The 20,314-nt window shown below is 57.0% G+C and carries 17 protein-coding genes and 1 riboswitch; of the genes, 12 read left to right on the plus strand and 5 right to left on the minus strand.

The features are described 5' to 3' along the window. Window positions 1–44: 44 nt before the first annotated feature. The 6 genes from IBT46_RS00065 to IBT46_RS00090 all read left to right on the plus strand — a co-directional run bounded on the left by IBT46_RS00065 (window position 45) and on the right by IBT46_RS00090 (window position 6,310). Window positions 45–1,109: an ABC transporter substrate-binding protein gene (locus IBT46_RS00065; protein ID WP_200543015.1), complete on the plus strand. Its 1,065-nt coding sequence runs from the start codon at window positions 45–47 to the stop codon at window positions 1,107–1,109. A gap of 9 nt (window positions 1,110–1,118) precedes the next feature. Continuing rightward, window positions 1,119–1,934: an alkaline phosphatase family protein gene (locus IBT46_RS00070; RefSeq protein ID WP_200543016.1), complete on the plus strand. Its 816-nt coding sequence runs from the start codon at window positions 1,119–1,121 to the stop codon at window positions 1,932–1,934. Continuing rightward, complete coding sequence (locus tag IBT46_RS00075; RefSeq protein ID WP_200543017.1) at window positions 1,931–2,773, plus strand: ABC transporter permease subunit; 843 nt, start codon at window positions 1,931–1,933, stop codon at window positions 2,771–2,773. Before IBT46_RS00070 ends, IBT46_RS00075 begins: the two co-directional genes overlap by 4 nt. A 13-nt stretch (window positions 2,774–2,786) precedes the next feature. Next, window positions 2,787–3,572, plus strand: a complete 786-nt coding sequence (locus tag IBT46_RS00080) for an ABC transporter permease (protein WP_200543018.1) — start codon at window positions 2,787–2,789, stop codon at window positions 3,570–3,572. A 2-nt stretch (window positions 3,573–3,574) separates the two neighbouring features. After that, window positions 3,575–4,567: an ABC transporter ATP-binding protein gene (locus IBT46_RS00085; RefSeq protein WP_200543019.1), complete on the plus strand. Its 993-nt coding sequence runs from the start codon at window positions 3,575–3,577 to the stop codon at window positions 4,565–4,567. 117 nt (window positions 4,568–4,684) lie between these two features. Beyond that, window positions 4,685–6,310, plus strand: a complete 1,626-nt coding sequence (locus tag IBT46_RS00090) for a Na/Pi cotransporter family protein (RefSeq protein WP_200543020.1) — start codon at window positions 4,685–4,687, stop codon at window positions 6,308–6,310. A gap of 292 nt (window positions 6,311–6,602) precedes the next feature. On the opposite strand, the gene panS is transcribed toward IBT46_RS00090, so the two are convergent. Next, complete coding sequence (gene panS / locus IBT46_RS00095; protein ID WP_105595820.1) at window positions 6,603–7,529, minus strand: ketopantoate/pantoate/pantothenate transporter PanS; 927 nt, start codon at window positions 7,527–7,529, stop codon at window positions 6,603–6,605. 246 nt (window positions 7,530–7,775) lie between these two features. Beyond that, window positions 7,776–9,128 carry a lysine-sensitive aspartokinase 3 gene (lysC, locus tag IBT46_RS00100; protein WP_105595821.1) on the minus strand — a complete coding sequence of 451 codons (1,353 nt, stop codon included), beginning with the start codon at window positions 9,126–9,128 and terminating at the stop codon, window positions 7,776–7,778. A gap of 93 nt (window positions 9,129–9,221) precedes the next feature. Continuing rightward, window positions 9,222–9,411: riboswitch (Lysine riboswitch) on the minus strand. Window positions 9,412–9,803: 392 nt separating this feature from the next. Between lysC and pgi the strand changes: the two genes are divergently transcribed. From pgi to psiE, 6 genes are all read left to right on the plus strand, one after another. Next, entirely contained in the window at window positions 9,804–11,447 is a 1,644-nt protein-coding gene (pgi, locus tag IBT46_RS00105) for a glucose-6-phosphate isomerase (protein ID WP_200543021.1), read from the plus strand. 552 nt (window positions 11,448–11,999) lie between these two features. After that, entirely contained in the window at window positions 12,000–12,272 is a 273-nt protein-coding gene (gene yjbE / locus IBT46_RS00110) for an exopolysaccharide production protein YjbE (protein ID WP_200543022.1), read from the plus strand. A gap of 75 nt (window positions 12,273–12,347) precedes the next feature. Continuing rightward, window positions 12,348–12,995 (plus strand): YjbF family lipoprotein, encoded by a 648-nt coding sequence (locus tag IBT46_RS00115; protein ID WP_200543023.1) that lies wholly within the window; start codon window positions 12,348–12,350, stop codon window positions 12,993–12,995. Then, window positions 12,992–13,747: a capsule biosynthesis GfcC D2 domain-containing protein gene (locus IBT46_RS00120; protein ID WP_200543024.1), complete on the plus strand. Its 756-nt coding sequence runs from the start codon at window positions 12,992–12,994 to the stop codon at window positions 13,745–13,747. Before IBT46_RS00115 ends, IBT46_RS00120 begins: the two co-directional genes overlap by 4 nt. Then, entirely contained in the window at window positions 13,747–15,840 is a 2,094-nt protein-coding gene (locus IBT46_RS00125) for a YjbH domain-containing protein (RefSeq protein WP_200543025.1), read from the plus strand. Before IBT46_RS00120 ends, IBT46_RS00125 begins: the two co-directional genes overlap by 1 nt. 153 nt (window positions 15,841–15,993) lie before the next feature. Next, window positions 15,994–16,410 carry a phosphate-starvation-inducible protein PsiE gene (gene psiE, locus IBT46_RS00130; protein ID WP_105592313.1) on the plus strand — a complete coding sequence of 139 codons (417 nt, stop codon included), beginning with the start codon at window positions 15,994–15,996 and terminating at the stop codon, window positions 16,408–16,410. A gap of 78 nt (window positions 16,411–16,488) precedes the next feature. Here the strand turns inward: psiE and malG are convergent, their stop codons facing one another. From malG to malE, 3 genes are read right to left on the minus strand one after another with little or no spacing between them, the layout of a single operon-like run. Next, window positions 16,489–17,379 (minus strand): maltose ABC transporter permease MalG, encoded by an 891-nt coding sequence (gene malG, locus IBT46_RS00135; protein WP_105592312.1) that lies wholly within the window; start codon window positions 17,377–17,379, stop codon window positions 16,489–16,491. A gap of 8 nt (window positions 17,380–17,387) precedes the next feature. Beyond that, entirely contained in the window at window positions 17,388–18,920 is a 1,533-nt protein-coding gene (malF, locus tag IBT46_RS00140) for a maltose ABC transporter permease MalF (RefSeq protein WP_200543026.1), read from the minus strand. A 55-nt stretch (window positions 18,921–18,975) separates the two neighbouring features. Then, entirely contained in the window at window positions 18,976–20,172 is a 1,197-nt protein-coding gene (gene malE / locus IBT46_RS00145; protein WP_105592310.1) for a maltose/maltodextrin ABC transporter substrate-binding protein MalE, read from the minus strand. Window positions 20,173–20,314 lie beyond the last annotated feature (142 nt).

The following is a 20,314-nucleotide window of genomic DNA, read 5'->3' on the forward strand; positions in this document are numbered from 1 at the left end:
GACTAGTCCAGAAGGCCATTAACCCTATCACCTGGAGCATTAGTATGAAATCTTTGTTCGCATCCGTGTTAGCCAGTGCCATCGTTGTGTCGTTTTCGGCCAGCAGCTGGGCTGCCGACGCCGATCTGGCGGCGCTTGAAAAATCCGCCCGTGCGGAAGGTCAGGTCAACAGCGTCGGTATGCCCGACAGCTGGGCTAACTGGAAAGGCACCTGGGAAGATATCACCAGCAAGTACGGGATTAAACACAGCGACACCGACATGTCTTCCGCACAGGAAATTGCCAAATTCGCCGCTGAGAAAAGCAACGCCAGCGCCGATATCGGTGACGTAGGTGCTTCATTCGGCCCGCTGGCCGTGCAGAAGGGCGTAACCCAGCCGTACAAACCGAGCACCTGGGATCAAATCCCTGACTGGGCGAAGGATAAAGACGGCCACTGGGCGCTGGCCTATACCGGCACCATCGCCTTCATCATCAATAAAGACCAGGTGAAGGATATCCCGCACAGCTGGGCTGACCTGAAAAAAGGCAAATACGTTGTCACCATCGGCGACGTCGGCATCGCGGCACAGGCGGCGAACGGCGTGCTGGCGGCAAGCTACGCGCTGGGCGGTAACGAGAAGAACCTGAAACCGGCGCTGGACTTCTTCAGCGATCTGGCGAAAGAAGGCCGTCTGGGCGTGACCGATCCGGTGATTGCCAATATCGAAAAAGGCGAAATTCAGGTGGCCGTGGTCTGGGACTTCAACGGTCTGAACTACCGCGACCAGATTGACCGCAACCGCTTTGAAGTGGTGATCCCATCCGACGGTTCCATCACCTCCGGTTACACCACCATCATCAACAAATTCGCCAAACACCCGAACGCCGCCAAGCTGGCGCGTGAATACATCTTCTCCGACGCCGGTCAGATCAACCTGGCTCGCGGCTACGCGCGCCCAATCCGCGCCGAGCATCTGACCCTGCCGGAAGACGTGCAGGCCAAACTGCTGCCGTCAAGCGAGTATAAAAACGCGCATCCGATTGCCGACCAGGCCGCCTGGGATAAAGCATCGAAAGCGCTGCCGCGTATGTGGCAGGAAAACGTCATCATTAACATGAAGCAATAAGGTCACAAGATGAAAACGATTCTGGTAGTGCTGGACGGACTGAATTTTCAGGTTGCACGTGATGCAATGGGCTATCTTCATGCGGAATGTGCGCAGGGTAACGGGCAGCGCTACCAGATCACCTGCGAGCTGCCGTCGCTCTCGCGCCCGCTGTATGAGTGCATTCTCACCGGCATTACGCCGGTGAAAAGCGGCATTATTCACAACGGCGTCAGTCGCCTGAGCACGCAGCAAAGCATTTTTCACTATGCCCGTGAGGGCGGCCTGACCACCGCGGCGGCCGCCTATCACTGGGTCAGCGAGCTGTACAACCGCACGCCGTTTGTCCCCGCCCGCGACCGCCATACGGCAGACAGCGATCTGCCGATTCAGTATGGCCACTTTTACTCGGATGACGTTTATCCTGATTCGCACCTGTTTGAAGACGCCGAAAGCCTGCGGCTGAACTATCAGCCCGACTTTCTGCTGATCCACCCAATGAACATTGACGACACCGGGCACAAGCACGGTTTCTCTTCTCCTCAATACCGCAACCGCGCACGGATGGCCGACGGCTATCTGTCGCAGTGGATGCCGGAGTGGCTGCGCCAGGGCTATCAGGTGATCGTCACCGCCGACCACGGTATGAACGATGACCGCAGCCACGGCGGCACCCTGCCGGAAGAAACGCAGGTACCGCTGTTCGTCTTCGGCTCCGCGTTTTCCCTGCGTGAAGACGCCGCGCCGAAGCAAACCGAGCTGTGCGGCACGGTGTGTCAGATCCTCGGCGTGAAGTACGATAAGCCGTTCTGTGCGCCGCTGCTGCGCTCGGGGGAGCTGGCATGACGAAAGGAAAGGGGCTTGCGCTGCTTTGCCTGCTGCCGTTTGCGGTGTTCTATATCGCGTTTCAGATAGCACCGCTGGTCTGGATTGCGGTTAACAGCTTCTACAGCGAAATGAACGAGGCCTGGGGATGGGCCAACTACACCGACATCCTCACCTCAACGTTTTACCAGCAGGCGATACGCTTCTCGCTGGATATCTCATTCTGGTCGAGCGTGTATGGCCTGATTATCGCGCTGCTGGGCGGCTATTCGCTGCACCAGCTCGGCGGCGGCAGGCTGCACCGTTTTCTGATGTCCTTTACCAATATGACCAGCAACTTTGCCGGTGTGCCGCTGGCGTTTGCCTTCGTGATCCTGCTCGGCCTGAACGGCTGCCTGACGCTGCTGATGCGGAAATACGAAATCATGCAGGGCTTTAAGCTTTACTCCACCGACGGGCTGATAGTGGTGTACACCTGGTTCCAGATCCCGCTGGGTATTCTGCTGCTCTATCCGGCGTTTGACGGGCTGAAAAAGGAGTGGCAGGAGTCGGCCGCGTTGCTCGGTGCCAGCCGCTGGCGCTACTGGCGGCACATCGGTTTGCCTGTTATGACCCCTGCGCTGGTGGGCACCTTTGTGATCCTGCTGGCGAACGCGCTGGGCGCCTACGCCACGATTTATGCGCTGACCACCGGCAACTATAACGTCATTCCGGTACGTATCGCGGCGCTGGTTTCCGGCGACGTCTCGCTCGACCCTAATATGGGCAGCGCGCTGGCGATGCTGCTGGTGGTGCTGATGTCGATCATCACCGTGGTTCATCAATGGCTGGTGCGCCGCAGCTACCAGTACGCGCGCTAAGGCAGGAGGAACAATGTCGAAAAGTGAATACGTTTATCACCGGATTATCGTCTGGCTGGTGTTTGTTATCCTCGCGCTGCCGCTGGTGGCTACGCTGTTCTACGCGCTGGCAACCCGCTGGGTCGCAACCATTCTGCCGGACGGCTTAACCCTCAAGTGGCTGATCCAGCTGTGGAGCGACCCGCGTTTTCTGGTGGCCCTCTGGCATTCGCTGCTGATTTGCCTCGGCTCGCTGCTGTTCTCGCTGCTGCTGGTGCTGCCGACGATGTTTGTGATCGCTTACTACTTCCCGAAGCTCGACGCGGTAATGAATATCCTGATCCTGCTGCCGTTTGCTATTCCGCCGGTAGTCTCTTCGGTAGGGTTGCTACAGCTTTACTCGTCGCCGCCGCTGATGTTGACCGGCACGCCGTGGATTCTGATTGGCTGCTACTTCACCATCGCGCTGCCGTTTATCTACCGCGCCATCGCCAACAATATGCAGGCGATTAATCTGCGTGAGCTGATCGATGCCGCCCACCTGCTGGGTGCCAGCACCTGGCAGGCCGCGCTGCTGGTGGTGCTGCCTAACCTACGCAAAGGGGCGACGATTGCCGTGCTGCTGTCGTTCTCCTTCCTGATCGGTGAGTTTGTCTTCGCTAACCTGCTGGTCGGCACCAGCTATGAAACGCTACAGGTTTACCTCTATAACGTGCGTAACAGCAGTGGGCATTTCAGTAGCGCGCTGGTGATCTCCTATTTCGTCGTGGTCCTGCTGGTCACCTGGCTGGCCAATACCCTGAATCGTGAACGAGGCTGAAGATGTCGTATTTGAATGTGACCCAACTGAATAAGAGCTATGGCCCGACCAGCATCTTTCAGGATATTGAATTCAGCGCGGAAGAAGGCGAACTGGTGACGCTGCTGGGGCCCAGCGGCTGCGGCAAATCGACGCTGCTGCGCTGCATCGCCGGGTTAACCTCCGTCGACAGCGGCCGCATTCTGCTGAAGGGCGAGGATATCGTGCCGGTCACGCCGCAGAAGCGAGCCATCGGCATGGTGTTCCAAAGCTACGCGCTGTTCCCCAATATGACCGTGGAGCGCAACGTCGCCTTCGGCCTGAAAATGCAAAAGCTGCCCGCCGCCGAGATCCAGCAGCGGGTGGCGGACGCGCTGGAGCTGGTTGAGCTGAAGGATTTCGCCCGCCGCTATCCACATCAGCTCTCCGGCGGCCAGTGCCAGCGCGTGGCGCTGGCACGTTCGCTGGTGACCCGTCCACGCCTGCTGCTGCTGGACGAACCGCTGTCGGCGCTGGATGCACGCATCCGTCGCCATCTGCGCGATCAGATCCGCCGCATTCAGCAGGAGCTGAATCTGACCACGCTGTTCGTCACCCACGATCAGGAAGAGGCGCTGACGATGTCCGACCGGATTGTGCTGATGAACAAAGGCAAAATTGTGCAGAGCGGCAACGCCGAGGCGCTGTACACCCAGCCAGCCGATCTGTTCGCCGCCGGATTTATGGGTAATTACAACCTGCTCAGCCCCGAACAGGCATTTCAGCTGACCGGCCAGCGGTTCAGCGGTCAGGTCGCGATTCGCCCTGAGTCGATGATGCTATGTCCGCCGGACCAGGGGATTCCTGCATCAGTGATTAGCCACAGCCTGCTGGGTAACGTCATTCGCTACCGCGTCCAGGCCCATGATGTTGAGCTGCTGGTGGATGTGCTCAACCGCTCGGTGGACGATTTGCATCCGGCGGGTTATCAGGTGGGGCTGGTGCTGGATAAGCAAACGATGCGGGAAGTCGCCTGATATCACGCTGATAAAAAAGATTTTTCCTGTATATCGGCTAAACTTACCGCTGTGAGATGCAAAGTGAACTCGGCTTTGCGTTTGATAATGGTACAGAAGTTGTGAGGTCGATATCCGGTGTTAACCCTGTTAAATCTTCTTTCTGCCGTGGCGCTGCTGGTGTGGGGAACCCACATCGTGCGTACCGGTATTATGCGCGTTTACGGTGCTGATTTGCGCCGGGTGCTCAGCCGCAGCGTGGAAAAAAAACCGATGGCGTTTCTCGCCGGGATTGGCGTCACCGCGCTGGTTCAGAGCAGTAACGCCACCACGCTGCTGGTGACGTCGTTTGTCGCCCAGAATCTGGTTGGGCTGACGCCTGCACTGGTGGTCATTCTCGGCGCAGACGTCGGGACGGCGCTGATGGCTCGCATCCTGACCTTCGATCTCTCCTGGCTGTCGCCGCTGTTTATCTTCTTCGGCGTGGTATTTTTCCTCGGCCGCAAGCAGACCCGCGCCGGCCAACTTGGCCGTGCCAGCATTGGCCTTGGGTTAATCCTGCTGGCGCTGCAGCTGATCGTGGCTGCCGCCGCGCCGATCACCCAGGCGTCCGGGGTGAAGGTACTGTTCTCTTCGCTGACCGGTGATGTGATGCTGGATGCGCTGATTGGCGCGGTATTTGCCATTATCAGCTACTCCAGCCTGGCGGCGGTGCTGATCACCGCCACGCTGACCGCCACCGGGGTGATTTCGTTTAAGGTGGCGCTGTGCCTGGTGATCGGGGCCAACCTCGGCAGCGGACTGCTGGCGATGCTGAACAACAGTACGTCAAACGCTGCCGGAAAACGCGTGGCTCTCGGCAGCCTGCTGTTTAAATTTATCGGCTCGCTGATGGTGCTGCCGTTTGTTGATCTGCTGGCAGAGTGGCTGGCGAAACTGCCGGTCAGTGATGAAGAGCTGGTGATATTCTTCCACGTTTTCTACAACCTGATCCGCTGCCTGATTATGGTGCCGTTCGCCGAACCGATGGCCGCACTCTGTAAACGGCTGATCCGCGAAGAGCCTGAAAACGACCTGCGGCTGAAACCAAAGCATCTGGATACCAGTTCGCTGGATACCCCGGCGCTGGCGCTGGCGAATGCTGCCCGCGAAACCCTGCGTATGGGGGATGTACTTGAGCAGATGCTGGCGACCTTCGGCAAGGTGATTCACGGCGAACTGCGAGAGGATCGGGAGATCCGCAGACTGGATGACGATGTCGACGTGCTGTACACGGCGATCAAGCTTTATCTGGCACAGATGCCGAAGGAAGATCTGCCGGAAGAGGATTCACGGCGCTGGGCGGAAATCATCGAGATGGCGCTGAACCTGGAACAGTCCGGGGATATTCTGGAGCGTATGAGTGGCGATGTGGCCGACAAATCGCTGAGCGCGCGGCGGGCCTTTTCCGTTGAGGGCATGCAGGAACTGGACGCGCAGCTTGAACTGCTCACCAGCAATCTGCGCCTCAGCCTGTCGGTGTTCCTCTCCCGCGATCTGACCAGCGCCAAACGTCTGCGTCGTTCTAAACATCGTTTCCGCATCATTAACCGCCGCTATTCCCATGCGCACGTCGACCGGCTGCACCAGCAAAACGTGCAGAGTATTGAAACCAGTTCGCTGCATCTGGGGCTGCTGGGCGATATGAAGCGTCTGAACTCGCTGTTCTGCGCGGTGGCCTACAGCGTGCTGGAACAGGCGGATGATGATAAAGACGATGAGTGATGTCGCTGCTCGTTTGTTGTCTGGTTGAGCTGTGTCACTTTATTTAGAGAGTTGCTGTTCATTCGGTGTCTGGCGTATCGGTGCCGGGCGGGTTCGCGGACTCGGCGTGAACACGTCCGTGTGGCCTCGATTCGCGCGTCCCTGCGCTCAACGGTCCGCGAACCCGCCCGGCACCGATTGCCCGTGGATCAGGAAGGCGCTGTAGGTTAAAAACCGTCACGGTCGCCCGGGCACGGAGCCGAAGCGACTCAATACCCGTCACGGTCGCCCGGGCCACCAATACAAAGCCGAATTACGGCTTCTTCTTATCCTTAATCGCCTTACCCGACCAGTACCCGGCCAGCAGCGAACCTGACAGGTTGTGCCAGACCGAGAACAGCGCACCCGGCAGGGCTGCCAGCGGGGAGAAGTACAGCTTGCCGAGCGTGGCCGCCAGACCGGAGTTCTGCATGCCCACTTCCAGCGCCAGCGTACGGCAGGTGGACTCATCAAAGCCAAACAGCTTACCGCCCCAGTAGCCGCCCAGCAGGCCAATGGCGTTATGCAGGATCACCGCGATAATCACGACCAGGCCGACCGAACCAATAAAGCTCTGGCTGCCCGCTACCACCGCGCTGATAATCAGCAGAATACAGACCATCGAAAACGCCGGCAGATACGGCTCCACGCGCTTCACTAATCCATTCATGGTGTGGTGAATAATCAGACCCAGGCCAATCGGCACCACCACGATTTTCACGATACTGAGCAGCATGCCCACGACATCAACCTGAATATGCGTATCGACGTAGAACTTGGTCAGCAGCGGGGTGGCAAACACGCCAACCAGCGCGGAGACGGAAGAGATGGTCACCGACAGCGCCACATCGCCCTTTGCCAGATAGATCATCACGTTTGACGCCGTACCGCTCGCCACGCTGCCCACCAGAATCATCCCGGCAGAAAGATCGGGTGGCATATTAAATAATTTTGCCAGCGCCCATGCCGCCAGCGGCATTACCAGGTAGTGCAGGAAGGTTCCGGCGATGACCGGTGCCGGGCGGGTCAGCACGCGCTTAAAATCATCCACGTTCAGCGTCACGCCCATACCAAACATAATCAGCATCAGCAGGTAAGTGACGTAAGGCCCGATGCCGGTAAAGGTGGTCGGCGTGTAATAGGCGGCGACGGAGAGCAGGACTGCCCAGAGGGGGAACAGTCGGGTAACAGTAGCAAGCATAGAAAAGCATCCTTTTAACCCCTTGATCTCCACAGCAGCTCTGGCGGTATAAGCCGATTCAAAAACCGGCAGCGATGTTCCGCCAGCCGTCGCAGAAAGGAGAGTGGGGCGTTTAGTGTTGTGTTATTTAACTGAAAATTTGCCATAGCACAGCCGTACTCACCGGAACGAGGAAAATACGACCCGCCGCATCATAGCATCAAAAAAAAGGAGTGTCGGGCCAGCTGCGACTGGCCCGATGAGAGGTTACTCGAACAGATTGCGGTGCAGCGCCTGCACCACTTGTTCTGCGTCCTGGCCCGGCACCAGGAAGCACAGGTTATAGCTGCTGGCGCCGTAGCAAATCAGGCGCAGACTGAACGGTTCCAGCACGCTGAAGACGTCTTTACCGACGCCGCAGGCTTTGGACAGCTCGTTACCGATAATGGCCACCAGTGCCAGATTCTCTTCCACTTCCACGCGGCACAGCGAGGAAAGCTCGGTCAGCAGCGCCTGCGTCAGCAGGCTGTCGCCGGTCGAGGTCGAACCGGTGGTGTCCAGCGTCAGCGCCACGCTCACTTCTGAGGTGGTGATCAGATCAACGGAGATATTGTGACGCGCCAGAATGTTAAACACCTCGGCGAGGAAACCGCGTGCGTGCAGCATATTCAGGCTGGTCAGGGTCAGCAGAGTCTGCTTGCGGCGCAGCGCCAGCGCGCGGAACAGCGGTGGATTTTCGGTTTTATTGCTCACCATGGTGCCGCCCGCGGACGGATCTTTGCTGGAGCCAACAAATACCGGAATATCACTGCGCACCGCAGGCAGCAGCGTGGCCGGATGCAGGATTTTCGCACCGAAGGTGGCCATCTCTGAGGCTTCTTCGAAGGTAATCACATCAATGCGTTTCGCAGCGGGCACCACACGCGGATCGGTGGTGTAGATACCCGGAACGTCGGTCCAGATATCCACGCGGCCGGCGTGCAGCGCTTCGCCCAGCAGCGCAGCGGTATAGTCGCTGCCGCCGCGGCCCAGGGTGGTGGTCCGGCCTTTTTCTTCGCTACCGATAAAGCCCTGGGTAACGATCAGCGCTTCGGCAATACGCGGTTTAAGCTGTGCAGCGGCCAGCTCGGCAAGCGTGGCCACTTCCGGTTCGGCGCGGCCAAAGCGGTCGGTGGTGCGCATCACTTTACGTACGTCAAACCACTGAGCGGTGACTTCACGCTCACGTAGGATTTCCACGAACAGCAGGGTGGACATCAGCTCGCCGTGGCTGACCAGCTCATCGGTCAGAGCGGCAGAGGTCGCCAGCGCGGCACCTTCGGCCAGCGTGGCAATATTGTCCAGCATGCGGTCGATCTCTTCACGGATCACCTGGCTCTGCTTCAGTTCATCCAGAATGGCGTACTGAATACGACGAATATCGTCCAACAGCGCGGCGCGCTGCTCCAGCGGCTGGCCTTCAGCCAGAGCAACTAAAAGATTGGTTACGCCCGCAGAGGCGGAAAGGACCACCAGACGAACGTCAGGATTGGATAACACCACATCGGCGCTGCGGTTCATAGCGGCAAAGTCGGCAACGCTGGTGCCGCCAAATTTTGCCACGATCAGATTTTGAGACATTACGATGACTACCTTCGTGTCAGGATTTATTCCATCAGCTTGGCACAAGGTAAGGGCAGGAAAGGGATATAGCGTAGAGCAAGCCGCTACGCGTCACCCAGAAGCGCCCCACCTCGCCGCCCGACTACCGGACGTTGCTGGTGACAACCCAGAGGATTCAGCCCCTGCGGTCGATACGCCCCACTCCGCGTGGTTTATACCTCGGCGTCGCTCCCCCTGGTGTGTTATCTACGGATACGGATCCTCAAACACACTGCCTGGGCGACGCGCCTCTTCTGGCTTGCGCGCACATGCACGCCTTATTCAGGCGTGTAGAAATATCGGGTTATGGTGCCGGTGTCAACGCCGGGAGGCTGATGATTATTCATTTTCCTTATTACCCCAGTCGTATCACTCTTACTAATCATCCGTGGCTAAAAAAACGCCGCCTGTTGGCACCATCGATGTTTATAAGCACGGTACGGGCTGTAAATTTTTTTCTTTCATCGTCATACTGAAATGCTTAGTGTGAATCATCCTCACCGACAGAATGCGAAATAGCGCCCGGGCAAACCGCAGTTTTTCCGCTGTTGATAGCCGAAACCTGTTACAGGAAAAGGGGGAGTCGATCCCCGCAAACAGGTACGATGTTGTCCGGTCTGATTTACGATTCTTAAATAAAAAGAGTGTGTTGCTATGAAAAATATCAATCCGACACAAACCGCTGCCTGGCAGGCACTGCAGCAGCATTTTGAACAAATGAAAGACGTTCAGATTGCTGACCTTTTCGCCAAGGACAACAACCGGTTTGCCACGTTTTCCGCCACCTTTGACGACCAGATGCTGGTCGACTTCTCCAAGAACCGCATTACCGCTGAAACGCTCAGCAAGCTGCAGGCGCTGGCAAAAGAAACCGAACTGCAGGACGCGATCAAATCGATGTTCTCCGGTGAGAAAATCAACCGCACCGAAGATCGCGCCGTATTGCACGTTGCCCTGCGTAACCGCAGCAACACCCCGATCGTGGTCGATGGCAAAGATGTGATGCCGGAAGTGAACGCGGTGCTGGCGAAGATGAAAAGCTTCTCCGAACGCATTATTAGCGGCGAGTGGAAAGGCTTCACCGGTAAAGCGATCACTGACGTGGTGAATATCGGCATCGGCGGTTCTGACTTGGGGCCATTTATGGCGACCGAAGCGCTGCGTCCGTATAAAAATCATCTGACCATGCACTTCGTTTCCAACGTGGACGGCACGCATATCGCCGAAACGCTGAAAGGCCTGAGCCCGGAAACCACCCTGTTCCTCGTGGCCTCCAAAACCTTCACCACCCAGGAAACCATGACCAACGCCCACAGCGCGCGCGACTGGTTCCTGACCTCCGGCGAGCAGGGCGACGTGGCGAAACACTTCGCGGCGCTGTCGACTAACGGCCAGGCGGTGGCGGAGTTCGGTATTGATACCGATAACATGTTTGAGTTCTGGGACTGGGTTGGCGGACGCTACTCACTGTGGTCGGCGATCGGCCTGTCGATCGTGCTGTCCATCGGCTTCGATAACTTCGAGAAGCTGCTGAGCGGCGCGCACGCAATGGACCGCCACTTCGCCGATACGCCAGTGGAGAAAAACCTGCCGGTGCTGCTGGCGCTGATTGGTATCTGGTACAACAACTTCTTCGGCGCTGAAACCGAAGCGATTCTGCCTTACGACCAGTATATGCACCGTTTTGCTGCCTACTTCCAGCAGGGCAATATGGAGTCCAACGGTAAGTACGTTGATCGCAGCGGTAACCCGGTTTCCTACCAGACCGGCCCGATTATCTGGGGCGAGCCGGGCACCAACGGCCAGCACGCGTTCTACCAGCTGATCCACCAGGGCACCAAGATTGTTCCGTGTGACTTTATCGCTCCGGCAATCTCGCATAACAAACTGGGCGATCATCACAGCAAGCTGCTGTCTAACTTCTTTGCACAGACCGAAGCGCTGGCGTTTGGTAAGTCGCGTGATGTGGTGGAGAAAGAGTTCGCCGATGCCGGTAAAGCCGCCAGCGCCGTTGAGCATGTGGTTCCGTTCAAAGTGTTTGAAGGTAACCGCCCAACCAACTCCATCCTGCTGCGCGAAATCACCCCGTACAGCCTGGGTGCGTTGATTGCCCTGTATGAGCACAAGATCTTTACTCAGGGCGCCATCCTGAACATCTTCAGCTTCGATCAGTGGGGCGTGGAGCTGGGTAAACAGCTGGCGAACCGTATTCTGCCAGAGCTGGAAGATGGTAAAGACGTTAACAGCCATGACAGTTCGACTAATGGCCTGATTAACCGCTATAAATCCTGGCGTTAATTTTTCGCCCTGAGAATGAAAACCCCCGATCGTTCGGGGGTTTTTTTTATTGTTTATCGCCAGCCTGCTCTGCGCAGGCATGACTGCCATACCCACCCGTAACGCCGGCAACCTCGATTTTTGCCTCTCATCTACCCTGAGGTTTTTCCTGAAAACACTGAAAGTTCATCTTTAGCGGGTGAGATTAATCCTAAAAAAATCGAGTGAAAATCTATTACTTCGCTGAATTTCATAAGAAAAAAATGACAATAACGCCATGATTTCAAACATTTTTGTTTCTCTTTGTCGTGTTTGAAAATACGATATTACACTATGCGCGTGTTTTAACGGCATAATGCTGATTTTTACTACAAACCAGAATTATATTCTGTGATATGCGCTTGATGATGTATCGCATAATTGAAAATATCTTTTTAAATGTAATCCAAGTGTAAAAAACTATTTTTTCAATACCTGGAAGGGGCGCTGATTTCTGGGAGTTATTTCCCCATAATGAAGATGCCAGGAACCATCCAGGCCCTGGTGTCCATTCATTAGTGAAGGGAAAGTGTAATGAAAAAAGTCTTATGTGCTACTGCAGCCATACTGTACTTAGCAACCGCTTCAGCTGCTTTCGCCGCTCCTGGCGATGTCGCAGGCTCTTCTGCTTCTACTGACGGCGCTGCCGCTGGTACTGAAGCAGCAGCACTGTCTGCGGGCGCATCTACTGCCATCGGTATCGGTGCGGTAGCGGCGTTTGCAGGTGTTGCGCTGGCTACGTCAGGCGGCGGCGATGGTTCCAACACCGGAACCACGACCACCACGACCACCAGCACCACTCGCTAAGTATCACCATTAATCATAACCACACGAAAGTGTGGTTATTTTCAGATTGCTTTCTTTAGCTCAGGGATCCCACTGGTGCGAAACCTACCATTGCTGCTGCTTTGCCTGTTGCTTCAGGCCTGTACACAAACCCAAAAGGGCTTGAGTGAAACTGTTAAGCTGGCCGTTCTTGGCCAGGACGACATTGAGTTAACCAACCAACAAATCGCCAATATCCCCTACGCCAGTATGTACCTGCGCCTTAACGGCGGTCAGCAGATCTTCGTGGTGATGGGCTTTAACGAGAATGGCCAGCAGAAATGGATCACCCAGGACCGCGCAACGGTGGTGACGGAAAATGGTCGTCTGGTGAAAACCCTGGGTCTGGCGGATAACCTCAATGAGGTGACCAATCTGCAACAGGACCCGCTGCGCGATGCGCTGCGCCTGACGGACGGCACCAGCTGGACACGTGTGCTCAGCTGGACGGAAAAAGGCCAGCTGCGTACCGGTACGGCGGTTTCCCACTTCACTCGTCTGAAAGATGAAGTCCTGCAGCTGGGCGGCCGTCAGGTTGCCTGCCGCGTCTGGCAGGAAGAGGTCGAGCTGACGGAGAGTGGCAAAACCTGGCGCAATACCTTCTGGGTGGATACCTCCAGCGGACAGGTTCGCCAGGCCGTGCAAATGTTGGGAGCGGACTACTTCCCTGTGGCAACCACTATTCTGAAGCCTGCGAAATCATGAAAAAAATCACAACTCTTCTCGCAGGGATAGTGGCATCGCTGTCGCTGCAGGCACTGGCGGACAGCCAGGTCACGGTGTTTTATCCGGGGCAGTCGCAAACTGCCGTCGTCAGCCACGCGGAAAATCTGGCGCAGCTGGTATCCAGTCCGGCGCTACAGGGAAAAACCTGGTGGCCCGGTACGGTCATCGGTGAAAAGCTGGCCACGGCGGTCGCACTGCGTCAGCAGCAGGAGGTGGTCGCTCGCTTACAGGTATGGCGTGATAACCTGCGCAGCGATAACGATTTGGCAGAAGCCGCGGTGGTTGAAAATGTCCGCCAGCAGATTGCCTCGCTGAAGGTGACCGGTCGCCAGTTGGTGAACCTCGATCCTGACTGGGTACGCACCCGGCCACAGGCCAATCGTCGTCTGGCGGGAGAATACAGCGTTTATACCGTCGCCAAACCCACCTCGGTCAGACTGGCCGGTGCCGTTGATGGCGCGGGCACCACGCCGTGGGTCGCCGGGCGCCCGGTGGCGGATTATCTCGAATCGCGCGCCCATCAGAGCGGCGCAGAGCGCAGTGTGGCGCTGGTGATCTCCCCTGCTGGTGAGGTGACTGAGGTTCCCGTTGCCTACTGGAATCGCCGCCACGTTGAGCTGGAGGCGGGCAGCACTATCTTTATTGGTTTCTCATCCTGGGCGCTGCCGAGCGACCTTGCCGACCTTAACCAGCAGATCGTTTCTGTATTGACGCACCGGACCCCTGACTGATGAAAAAACGTTATCTTCTCAGCCTGCTTTCATTCTCCGTCGCCTGCGCCTGCCAGGTTCAGGCGGCTTCCTATCCCGAACCGATTGGTCCCTCACAGTCCGACTTCGGTGGCATTGGACTAATGCAGGTGCCGACGGCGCGTATGGCCAAAGAGGGCGAGTTCAGCCTGAACTATCGCTATAACGACCAGTACCGCTTTTACTCCACCTCGCTGCAGCTGTTCCCGTGGCTGGAAACGACCATCCGCTATACCGACGTACGTACCCGTAAGTACAGCCCGTACGAAGACTTCAGCGGCAATCAGACCTATAAAGATAAAGCCTTCGATCTGAAGCTGCGTCTGTGGGAAGAGGGCTTCTGGCTGCCGGAAGTGTCTGTCGGTAAACGCGATATCGGCGGTACCGGCCTGTTCGACAGCGAATACGTGGTGGGCACCAAGGCCTGGGGGCCGTTTGACTTCACCCTCGGCGTCGGCTGGGGCTATATCGGCAACAGCGGCAACGTCACCAACCCGTTCTGTAAAGCCAGTGAAAAGTACTGCTATCGCTCTGAAGGAAACCGTTCGGCTGGTTCGATAAGCCTGGGCGATTCCTTTAAAGGCCCGATGGCGGTATTCGGCGGGATTGAATACCAGACGCCGTGGCAGCCGCTGCGCCTGAAAATGGAATACGAAGGTAACGACTATCAGGGCGACTTTGCCGGCAAGCTGGAGCAGAGAAGCAAGGTTAACGTCGGCGCCATCTACCGGATTACCGACTGGGCGGACGTTAACGTCAGCTACGAGCGCGGCAATACCTTTATGGCCGGCTTCACTCTGCGCACCAACTTTAACGAGCTGACTCAGCCGCACCTTGATACGCCGAAGAAAGCTTACGATCCGCAGCCGCAGGGCCGCTTCCTCGACTCGACGGTAACCGCCAGCCAGCTGACCGACCTGAAGTACAACGCCGGCTTTGAAGCACCGCATATTCAGCTGAAGGGCGATACGCTGTACGCCAGCGGCGAGCAGACCAAATACCGTGATAACCAGGAGGCGGTTGAGCGCGCCAACGTGATTCTGGCCAATCATCTGCCGTCAGGGGTGAAAACGATTGAGCTGACCCAACAGCGCCATCATATGCCGCAGGTGACCACCAAAACCGACGTGGCCAGCCTGCAGCGCCAGCTGGAAGGCTACCCGCTGGGGCGTGAAGAGACGCTGCAGCAGCAGCGAATCAATCCGGTTGCGCCGGAACGCACCGAGCAGGGCTACTTTATCGACGGTCGTCGCTTTGACTACAGCCTGTCACCGGTGCTTAACCAGTCGTTCGGTGGCCCGGAAAGCTTCTATATGTATCAGATCGGGGTCTCTGCCGGCGCCAATCTGTGGGTCACCGACCACCTGCTGCTCGACGGCAGCCTGTTCTTTAACGTGGCGAACAACTACAACAAATTCAACTATACGCAGTCTGGTGGAAATTCACCTCTGCCTCGCGTGCGTACCCAGATTCGTCAGTACGTTGAAAACGACGTTTACGTTAACAACCTGCAGGCGAACTACATGCACTACCTGGGCGGTGATTTCTACGGCCAGGTGTACGGTGGTTATCTGGAAACCATGTACGGCGGTGCCGGCGGTGAGCTGCTGTATCGTCCGCTGGATTCCAGCTGGGCAGTGGGGCTGGACGCCAACTACGTTAAACAGCGTGACTGGGACAACATGATGAAGTTCACCGACTATCATGCGAAAGTCGGCAACCTCACCGTCTACTGGCAGCCAACGTTTATGGATCAGGTGCTGGTGAAGGCCAGCGTCGGCCAGTACCTCGCCGAGGATAAAGGCGTGACGCTGGACGTTTCCAAGCAGTTCGACAGCGGTATCAGAGCGGGCGTTTATGCAACGAAAACGAACGTCTCCTCAGAAGACTACGGCGAAGGTGACTTCACCAAGGGCTTCTATGTCTCGGTGCCGATGGATCTGTTCAGCATCCGTCCAACCCGCAGCCGCGCGAACATCAACTGGACACCGTTGACGCGTGACGGCGGTCAGCAGCTGGGACGTAAGTACGAGCTGTATGATATGACCACCGACCGCGATCGCAATTTCCACTAAATGCACACGCGATAGATAAAGGGCCGCTAAGCGGCCCTTTATCTTTTTCAGGGCTAAATCCAGAACCCCCCATCTTGTGATCTGCGTCACACTAAAGCATATTGTTAAAACGTCGGGCAGCCCGACAGATAACAACTATTCAGAGGTGTGAACATGACTCCCCCCGTAAAAAATACTCCGGCCACCCGCCTGGCCTTTGCCCTGCAGATGGTGCTGAACGCCGGTCTGATTGCGCTGGCCGTTATCCTTGTGATCTTTCTCGGTAAGGAGACGATTCACCTGGCGAACGTCCTGCTGAACACCGGGGAGCAGACGTCTTCATATCTGCTGATTGAAGGCATTGTGATCTATTTTCTCTATTTCGAATTTATCGCGCTGATCGTGAAGTACTTCCAGTCGGGCTACCATTTTCCGCTGCGCTACTTTGTCTATATCGGCATTACTGCGATTATCCGCCTGATCATTGTTGATCATAAAAACCCGTTTGATACCCTGGCCTACTGCCTGGCGATCCTGATTCTGGTGATTACCCTGTGGCTGGCGAACAGCAATCGCCTGAAGCGCGAATAAAAAAACAGGCGGCCGTTTGGCCGCCTGAAACACAGGATATAACGAAGCAAGAACAGCAGCAGTGGCAAATAAAACGGACTAGCCCTTCACGCCCCCGGCGGTTAAACCGTTAACCAGCCAGCGCTGGGCGATGATAAACACCAGAGTAATCGGCAGCGCCGACAGCACGGCGGCCGCAGCAAAATCACCCCATAAATAGTTCTGCGGATTGAGATACTGCTGCATTCCCACCGCCAGCGTGTAGCTGTTTACGTCTCGCAGCAGCAGCGACGCCACCGGCACTTCGGTGACTGCGGCGATAAACGACAGAATAAACACCACCGCCAGAATCGGCACCGACAGCGGCAGCAGGATCAGCCGGAACGCCTGCCACGGCGTGGCACCGTCCAGCGCCGCCGCCTCTTCCAGCGAACCGTCAATCGTTTCGAAATAGCCCTTAATCGTCCACACGTGCAGCGCAATGCCGCCGAGATAGGCGAAAATCAGCCCCGCGTGGGTATTCAGCCCGATAAACGGCAGATACTGCCCCAGCCTGTCGAACAGCGCATAGAGCGCTACCAGCGACAGCACCGCCGGGAACATCTGGAAAATCAGCATTCCCTTCAGCAGGCTGGACTTGCCGCGAAAGCGCATGCGGGCAAAGGCGTAGGCGCAGGTGGTGGAGAGGGCGACGATGCCTACCGCACTGATGGCCGCCACCTTAATTGAGTTCCACAGCCACAGCAGCACAGGAAACGGCGGCGGCGTTACGCTGCCGTTTTCATGCACCACCGGGATGCCGAGCGCCAGCTTCCAGTGGTCCCAGGAAATATGCTCCGGCAGCAGCGAGCCAATGGCGTAGTTGCCCGGGCGCAGCGAGATGGCCAGCACCATCAGCAGCGGATACATAATGATGGCCACAAAGCTTAGCAGCAGCAGATGGCTGAGCAGCAGGCGCAGCTTCTGTGATTTAGGTTGTACGATAGCCATGTTTTACCTCAGTCGACTTTGATGCGGGTGGCTTTCAGATTCAGCACGGCCAGTCCGCCTACCAGCAGGAAAATCAGCGTGGCAATCGCCGCCGCCAGGCCGAAGTCCTGCCCGCCGCCGCCCTCAAAGGCGATGCGCCAGGTATAGCTGACCAGCAGGTCGGTATAGCCCGCCGGCGTGGTGGTGCCAAGACGGTCCGGCCCGCCGTTGGTCAGCAGCTGGATCAGCACGAAGTTATTAAAGTTAAAGGCGAAGCTGGCGATCATCAGCGGTGCCAGTGGCTTCAGCAGCAGCGGCAGCGTGATGCGGAAGAAATTCTGCACCGTGGTGGCACCATCGAGCGCCGATGCCTCGTAAAGATCGTCCGGTATCGCCTTCAGCAGCCCCATACAGAGGATCATCATGTAGGGATAACCGAGCCAGGTATTGACCACCACCAGCATACTGCGCGCCAGCGTCGGGTCGCTGAACCAGGCCGGCTTCAGGCCAAACAGGGCATTGAGCATGATATTGATTTCGCCGAAGCTTTGGTTAAACAGCCCCTTGAAAATCAGGATAGAGATAAAGGCCGGCACCGCGTAGGGCAGGATCAGCAGCAGGCGATACACCGCGCGCCCCTTCAAAGCTTCCCACTGCATCAGACAGGCCAGCACCATTCCCACCGCAGTAGTCAGGATCACCGTCAGCAGAGCGAATACCACCGTCCAGATAAAGATGCCGATAAACGGCTTCTGGATGCCGTCGTCGGTCATCACCCGCAGGAAGTTTTTCCAGCCGATGCTTACCGTATAGCCCGGACTGAGACGTTCACCGCTCCACTGCTGGTTAGCATCTTTCGCCTGATAGAAACCAACCTCATCGTTCGGCCAGTAAACCGTGCCGGTTTGCTGATTGGCCAGGCTACCGTCCGCCGCCAGCTTATACAGCGGCTGCGTACCGGAGAACTGGCGCAGCGAGCTCATCCGCACGCTGCTGCCATCGGGCAGCGTGGCGGTAATCAGCCCCAGCGCCTGGCGGTTTTGCGTCACCACGCGCAGCATGGCGCGCTCGCCCTGCGGAGTTTCAGCGCTCTCTTTCAGCGCCAGGGTTTGTGGATTTTTATCGTCAAAGCTGAACGGCTCCGAGAGATAGCCGGGCTTGCCGTCGGCGGTCAGCTGCAGGACCCACTGGCTGCCCTGCGGCCACAGATTGAAGTTATAGCGTTCTCCCGCCTGATACTGGCGGTCCAGCAGCACCGTCTGCGCCCGTTCAAAGGTCAGCTGATTGGTACTGCTGTAGTTGGTAAAGGAGATGGCGATGGTCGCCGCCAGCGGGAAGAGGACAAACAGCGCCATCCCTGCCAGCCCCGGATAGACATAACGCCAGGCCGTGGCCCGACGCTGAGCAAAAATCACCAGCCCAACGCTGAGTACAATCAGCGTCAGCGCGGCGAACAACACTTCACCCTGCGCATACATCAGCACCACGAGGTAGCCGGTAAACAGCGCAAACAGGGTAACGATCAGCCACTTCAGGCCATGCTTACCGGCAACGTTCGCCATAGAAATTCCTTACAGCAGCGGCGGGCGCTTCCGCCCGCCTGGCAGACAACGGGGATTATTTAGTGATACGCGCCTGGGCGTCTTTCAGCGCGGCATCGACCGTCTGACGGCCGTTGATCGCATTCAGCACCGCGGTGCGTTCCGCATACCAGAAGGCGCTCATCTGCGGTACGTTTGGCATCACTTCACCCTTCTGCGAGTTCTCCATAGTGGCGGCGATCTTCGGATCTTTTGCCAGCTTCTCCTGCATCGACTTCAGCGCCACCGCGCCCAGCGGTTTATCGGCATTGACCTTCGCCAGGCCGTCATCGGTCAGCAGGTAGTTTTCCAGGAACTCTTTCGCCAGTTCTTTATTCGGGCTGGCGGCGTTAATGCCTGCGCTCAGCACGCCGACGAACGGTTTCGACGGCTGGCCTTTAAAGGTTGGCAGCAGGGTAACGCCGTAGTTGATCTTCGCGCTGTCGATATTGCCCCATGCCCACGGACCGTTAATGGTCATCGCGGTTTCGCCCTTGTTAAAGGCGGCTTCGGCAATAGCAAAGTCGGTATCGGCATTCAGATGTTTGTTCTTAATCAGGTCGACGAGGAACTGCAATCCTTCCTGCGAGCCTTTGTTCGCCACGCCAACATCCTTCAGGTCATAGCTGCCGTCGGGGAGTTTCTTAAAGGCGTAACCGCCATTGGCAGCGGTGAGCGGCCAGGTGAAGTACGGCTCCTGGAGGTTAAACATGATGGCGCTTTTGCCTTTGGCCTTCAGCTTTTTATCCAGCGCCGGGATCTCTTCCCAGGTTTTTGGCGGCTCGGGCAGCAGGTCCTTGTTATAAATCAGCGATAGCGCTTCAGCGGCAATCGGATAACCAATCAGCTTGCCGTTATAGCGTACGGCGTCCCAGGTGAAGGGATAGAGCTTGTCCTGGAAGGCTTTATCCGGGGACACTTCGGCCAGCAGACCGGACTGGGCATAGCCGCCGAAGCGATCGTGCGCCCAGAAGATAATATCCGGGCCGTCACCCGTGGCCGCCACCTGCGGATATTTCTCTTCCAGTTTGTCCGGGTGCTCCACCGACACTTTAATGCCGGTATCCTGTTCAAATTTCTTACCGACTTCCGCCAGGCCGTTATAACCCTTGTCGCCGTTGATCCAGATAACCAGCTTGCCTTCTTCTATTTTTGCCTGCGCCAGCGCAGGGAGCAACAGGCTGGAAAGGGTACACAGCAGCAGTGTTTTACTCGCTAATCTGAACTTCGCCATTATTCGTTCCTCTAAGGGTATGAAGCCGGGATGTGGTTGCAGTCTGCTGTTAAGCAAGGAAAACTGCGTCATCCCCGGTTCTACTCCCCCCAGTCACTTTCTGTGATCGAATTAACAAAAAATCCATTTCTGCGCTCCCGGC

It is taken from the genome of Erwinia sp. S38, from assembly GCF_016624545.1.
Classification (GTDB): Bacteria; Pseudomonadota; Gammaproteobacteria; order Enterobacterales; family Enterobacteriaceae; genus Erwinia; species Erwinia coffeiphila.

Excerpts from the sequence above, each read along its gene's own strand:
- IBT46_RS00065 (WP_200543015.1), top strand. The coding sequence starts at position 45 with ATGAAATCTTTGTTCGCATCCGTGTTAGCCAGTGCCATCGTTGTGTCG.
- IBT46_RS00070 (WP_200543016.1), top strand. The coding sequence starts at position 1,119 with ATGAAAACGATTCTGGTAGTGCTGGACGGACTGAATTTTCAGGTTGCA.
- IBT46_RS00075 (WP_200543017.1), top strand. The coding sequence starts at position 1,931 with ATGACGAAAGGAAAGGGGCTTGCGCTGCTTTGCCTGCTGCCGTTTGCG.
- IBT46_RS00080 (WP_200543018.1), top strand. The coding sequence starts at position 2,787 with ATGTCGAAAAGTGAATACGTTTATCACCGGATTATCGTCTGGCTGGTG.
- IBT46_RS00085 (WP_200543019.1), top strand. The coding sequence starts at position 3,575 with ATGTCGTATTTGAATGTGACCCAACTGAATAAGAGCTATGGCCCGACC.
- panS (WP_105595820.1), bottom strand. The coding sequence starts at position 7,529 with ATGCTTGCTACTGTTACCCGACTGTTCCCCCTCTGGGCAGTCCTGCTC.
- lysC (WP_105595821.1), bottom strand. The coding sequence starts at position 9,128 with ATGTCTCAAAATCTGATCGTGGCAAAATTTGGCGGCACCAGCGTTGCC.
- pgi (WP_200543021.1), top strand. The coding sequence starts at position 9,804 with ATGAAAAATATCAATCCGACACAAACCGCTGCCTGGCAGGCACTGCAG.
- yjbE (WP_200543022.1), top strand. The coding sequence starts at position 12,000 with ATGAAAAAAGTCTTATGTGCTACTGCAGCCATACTGTACTTAGCAACC.
- IBT46_RS00120 (WP_200543024.1), top strand. The coding sequence starts at position 12,992 with ATGAAAAAAATCACAACTCTTCTCGCAGGGATAGTGGCATCGCTGTCG.
- IBT46_RS00125 (WP_200543025.1), top strand. The coding sequence starts at position 13,747 with ATGAAAAAACGTTATCTTCTCAGCCTGCTTTCATTCTCCGTCGCCTGC.
- psiE (WP_105592313.1), top strand. The coding sequence starts at position 15,994 with ATGACTCCCCCCGTAAAAAATACTCCGGCCACCCGCCTGGCCTTTGCC.
- malG (WP_105592312.1), bottom strand. The coding sequence starts at position 17,379 with ATGGCTATCGTACAACCTAAATCACAGAAGCTGCGCCTGCTGCTCAGC.
- malF (WP_200543026.1), bottom strand. The coding sequence starts at position 18,920 with ATGGCGAACGTTGCCGGTAAGCATGGCCTGAAGTGGCTGATCGTTACC.
- malE (WP_105592310.1), bottom strand. The coding sequence starts at position 20,172 with ATGGCGAAGTTCAGATTAGCGAGTAAAACACTGCTGCTGTGTACCCTT.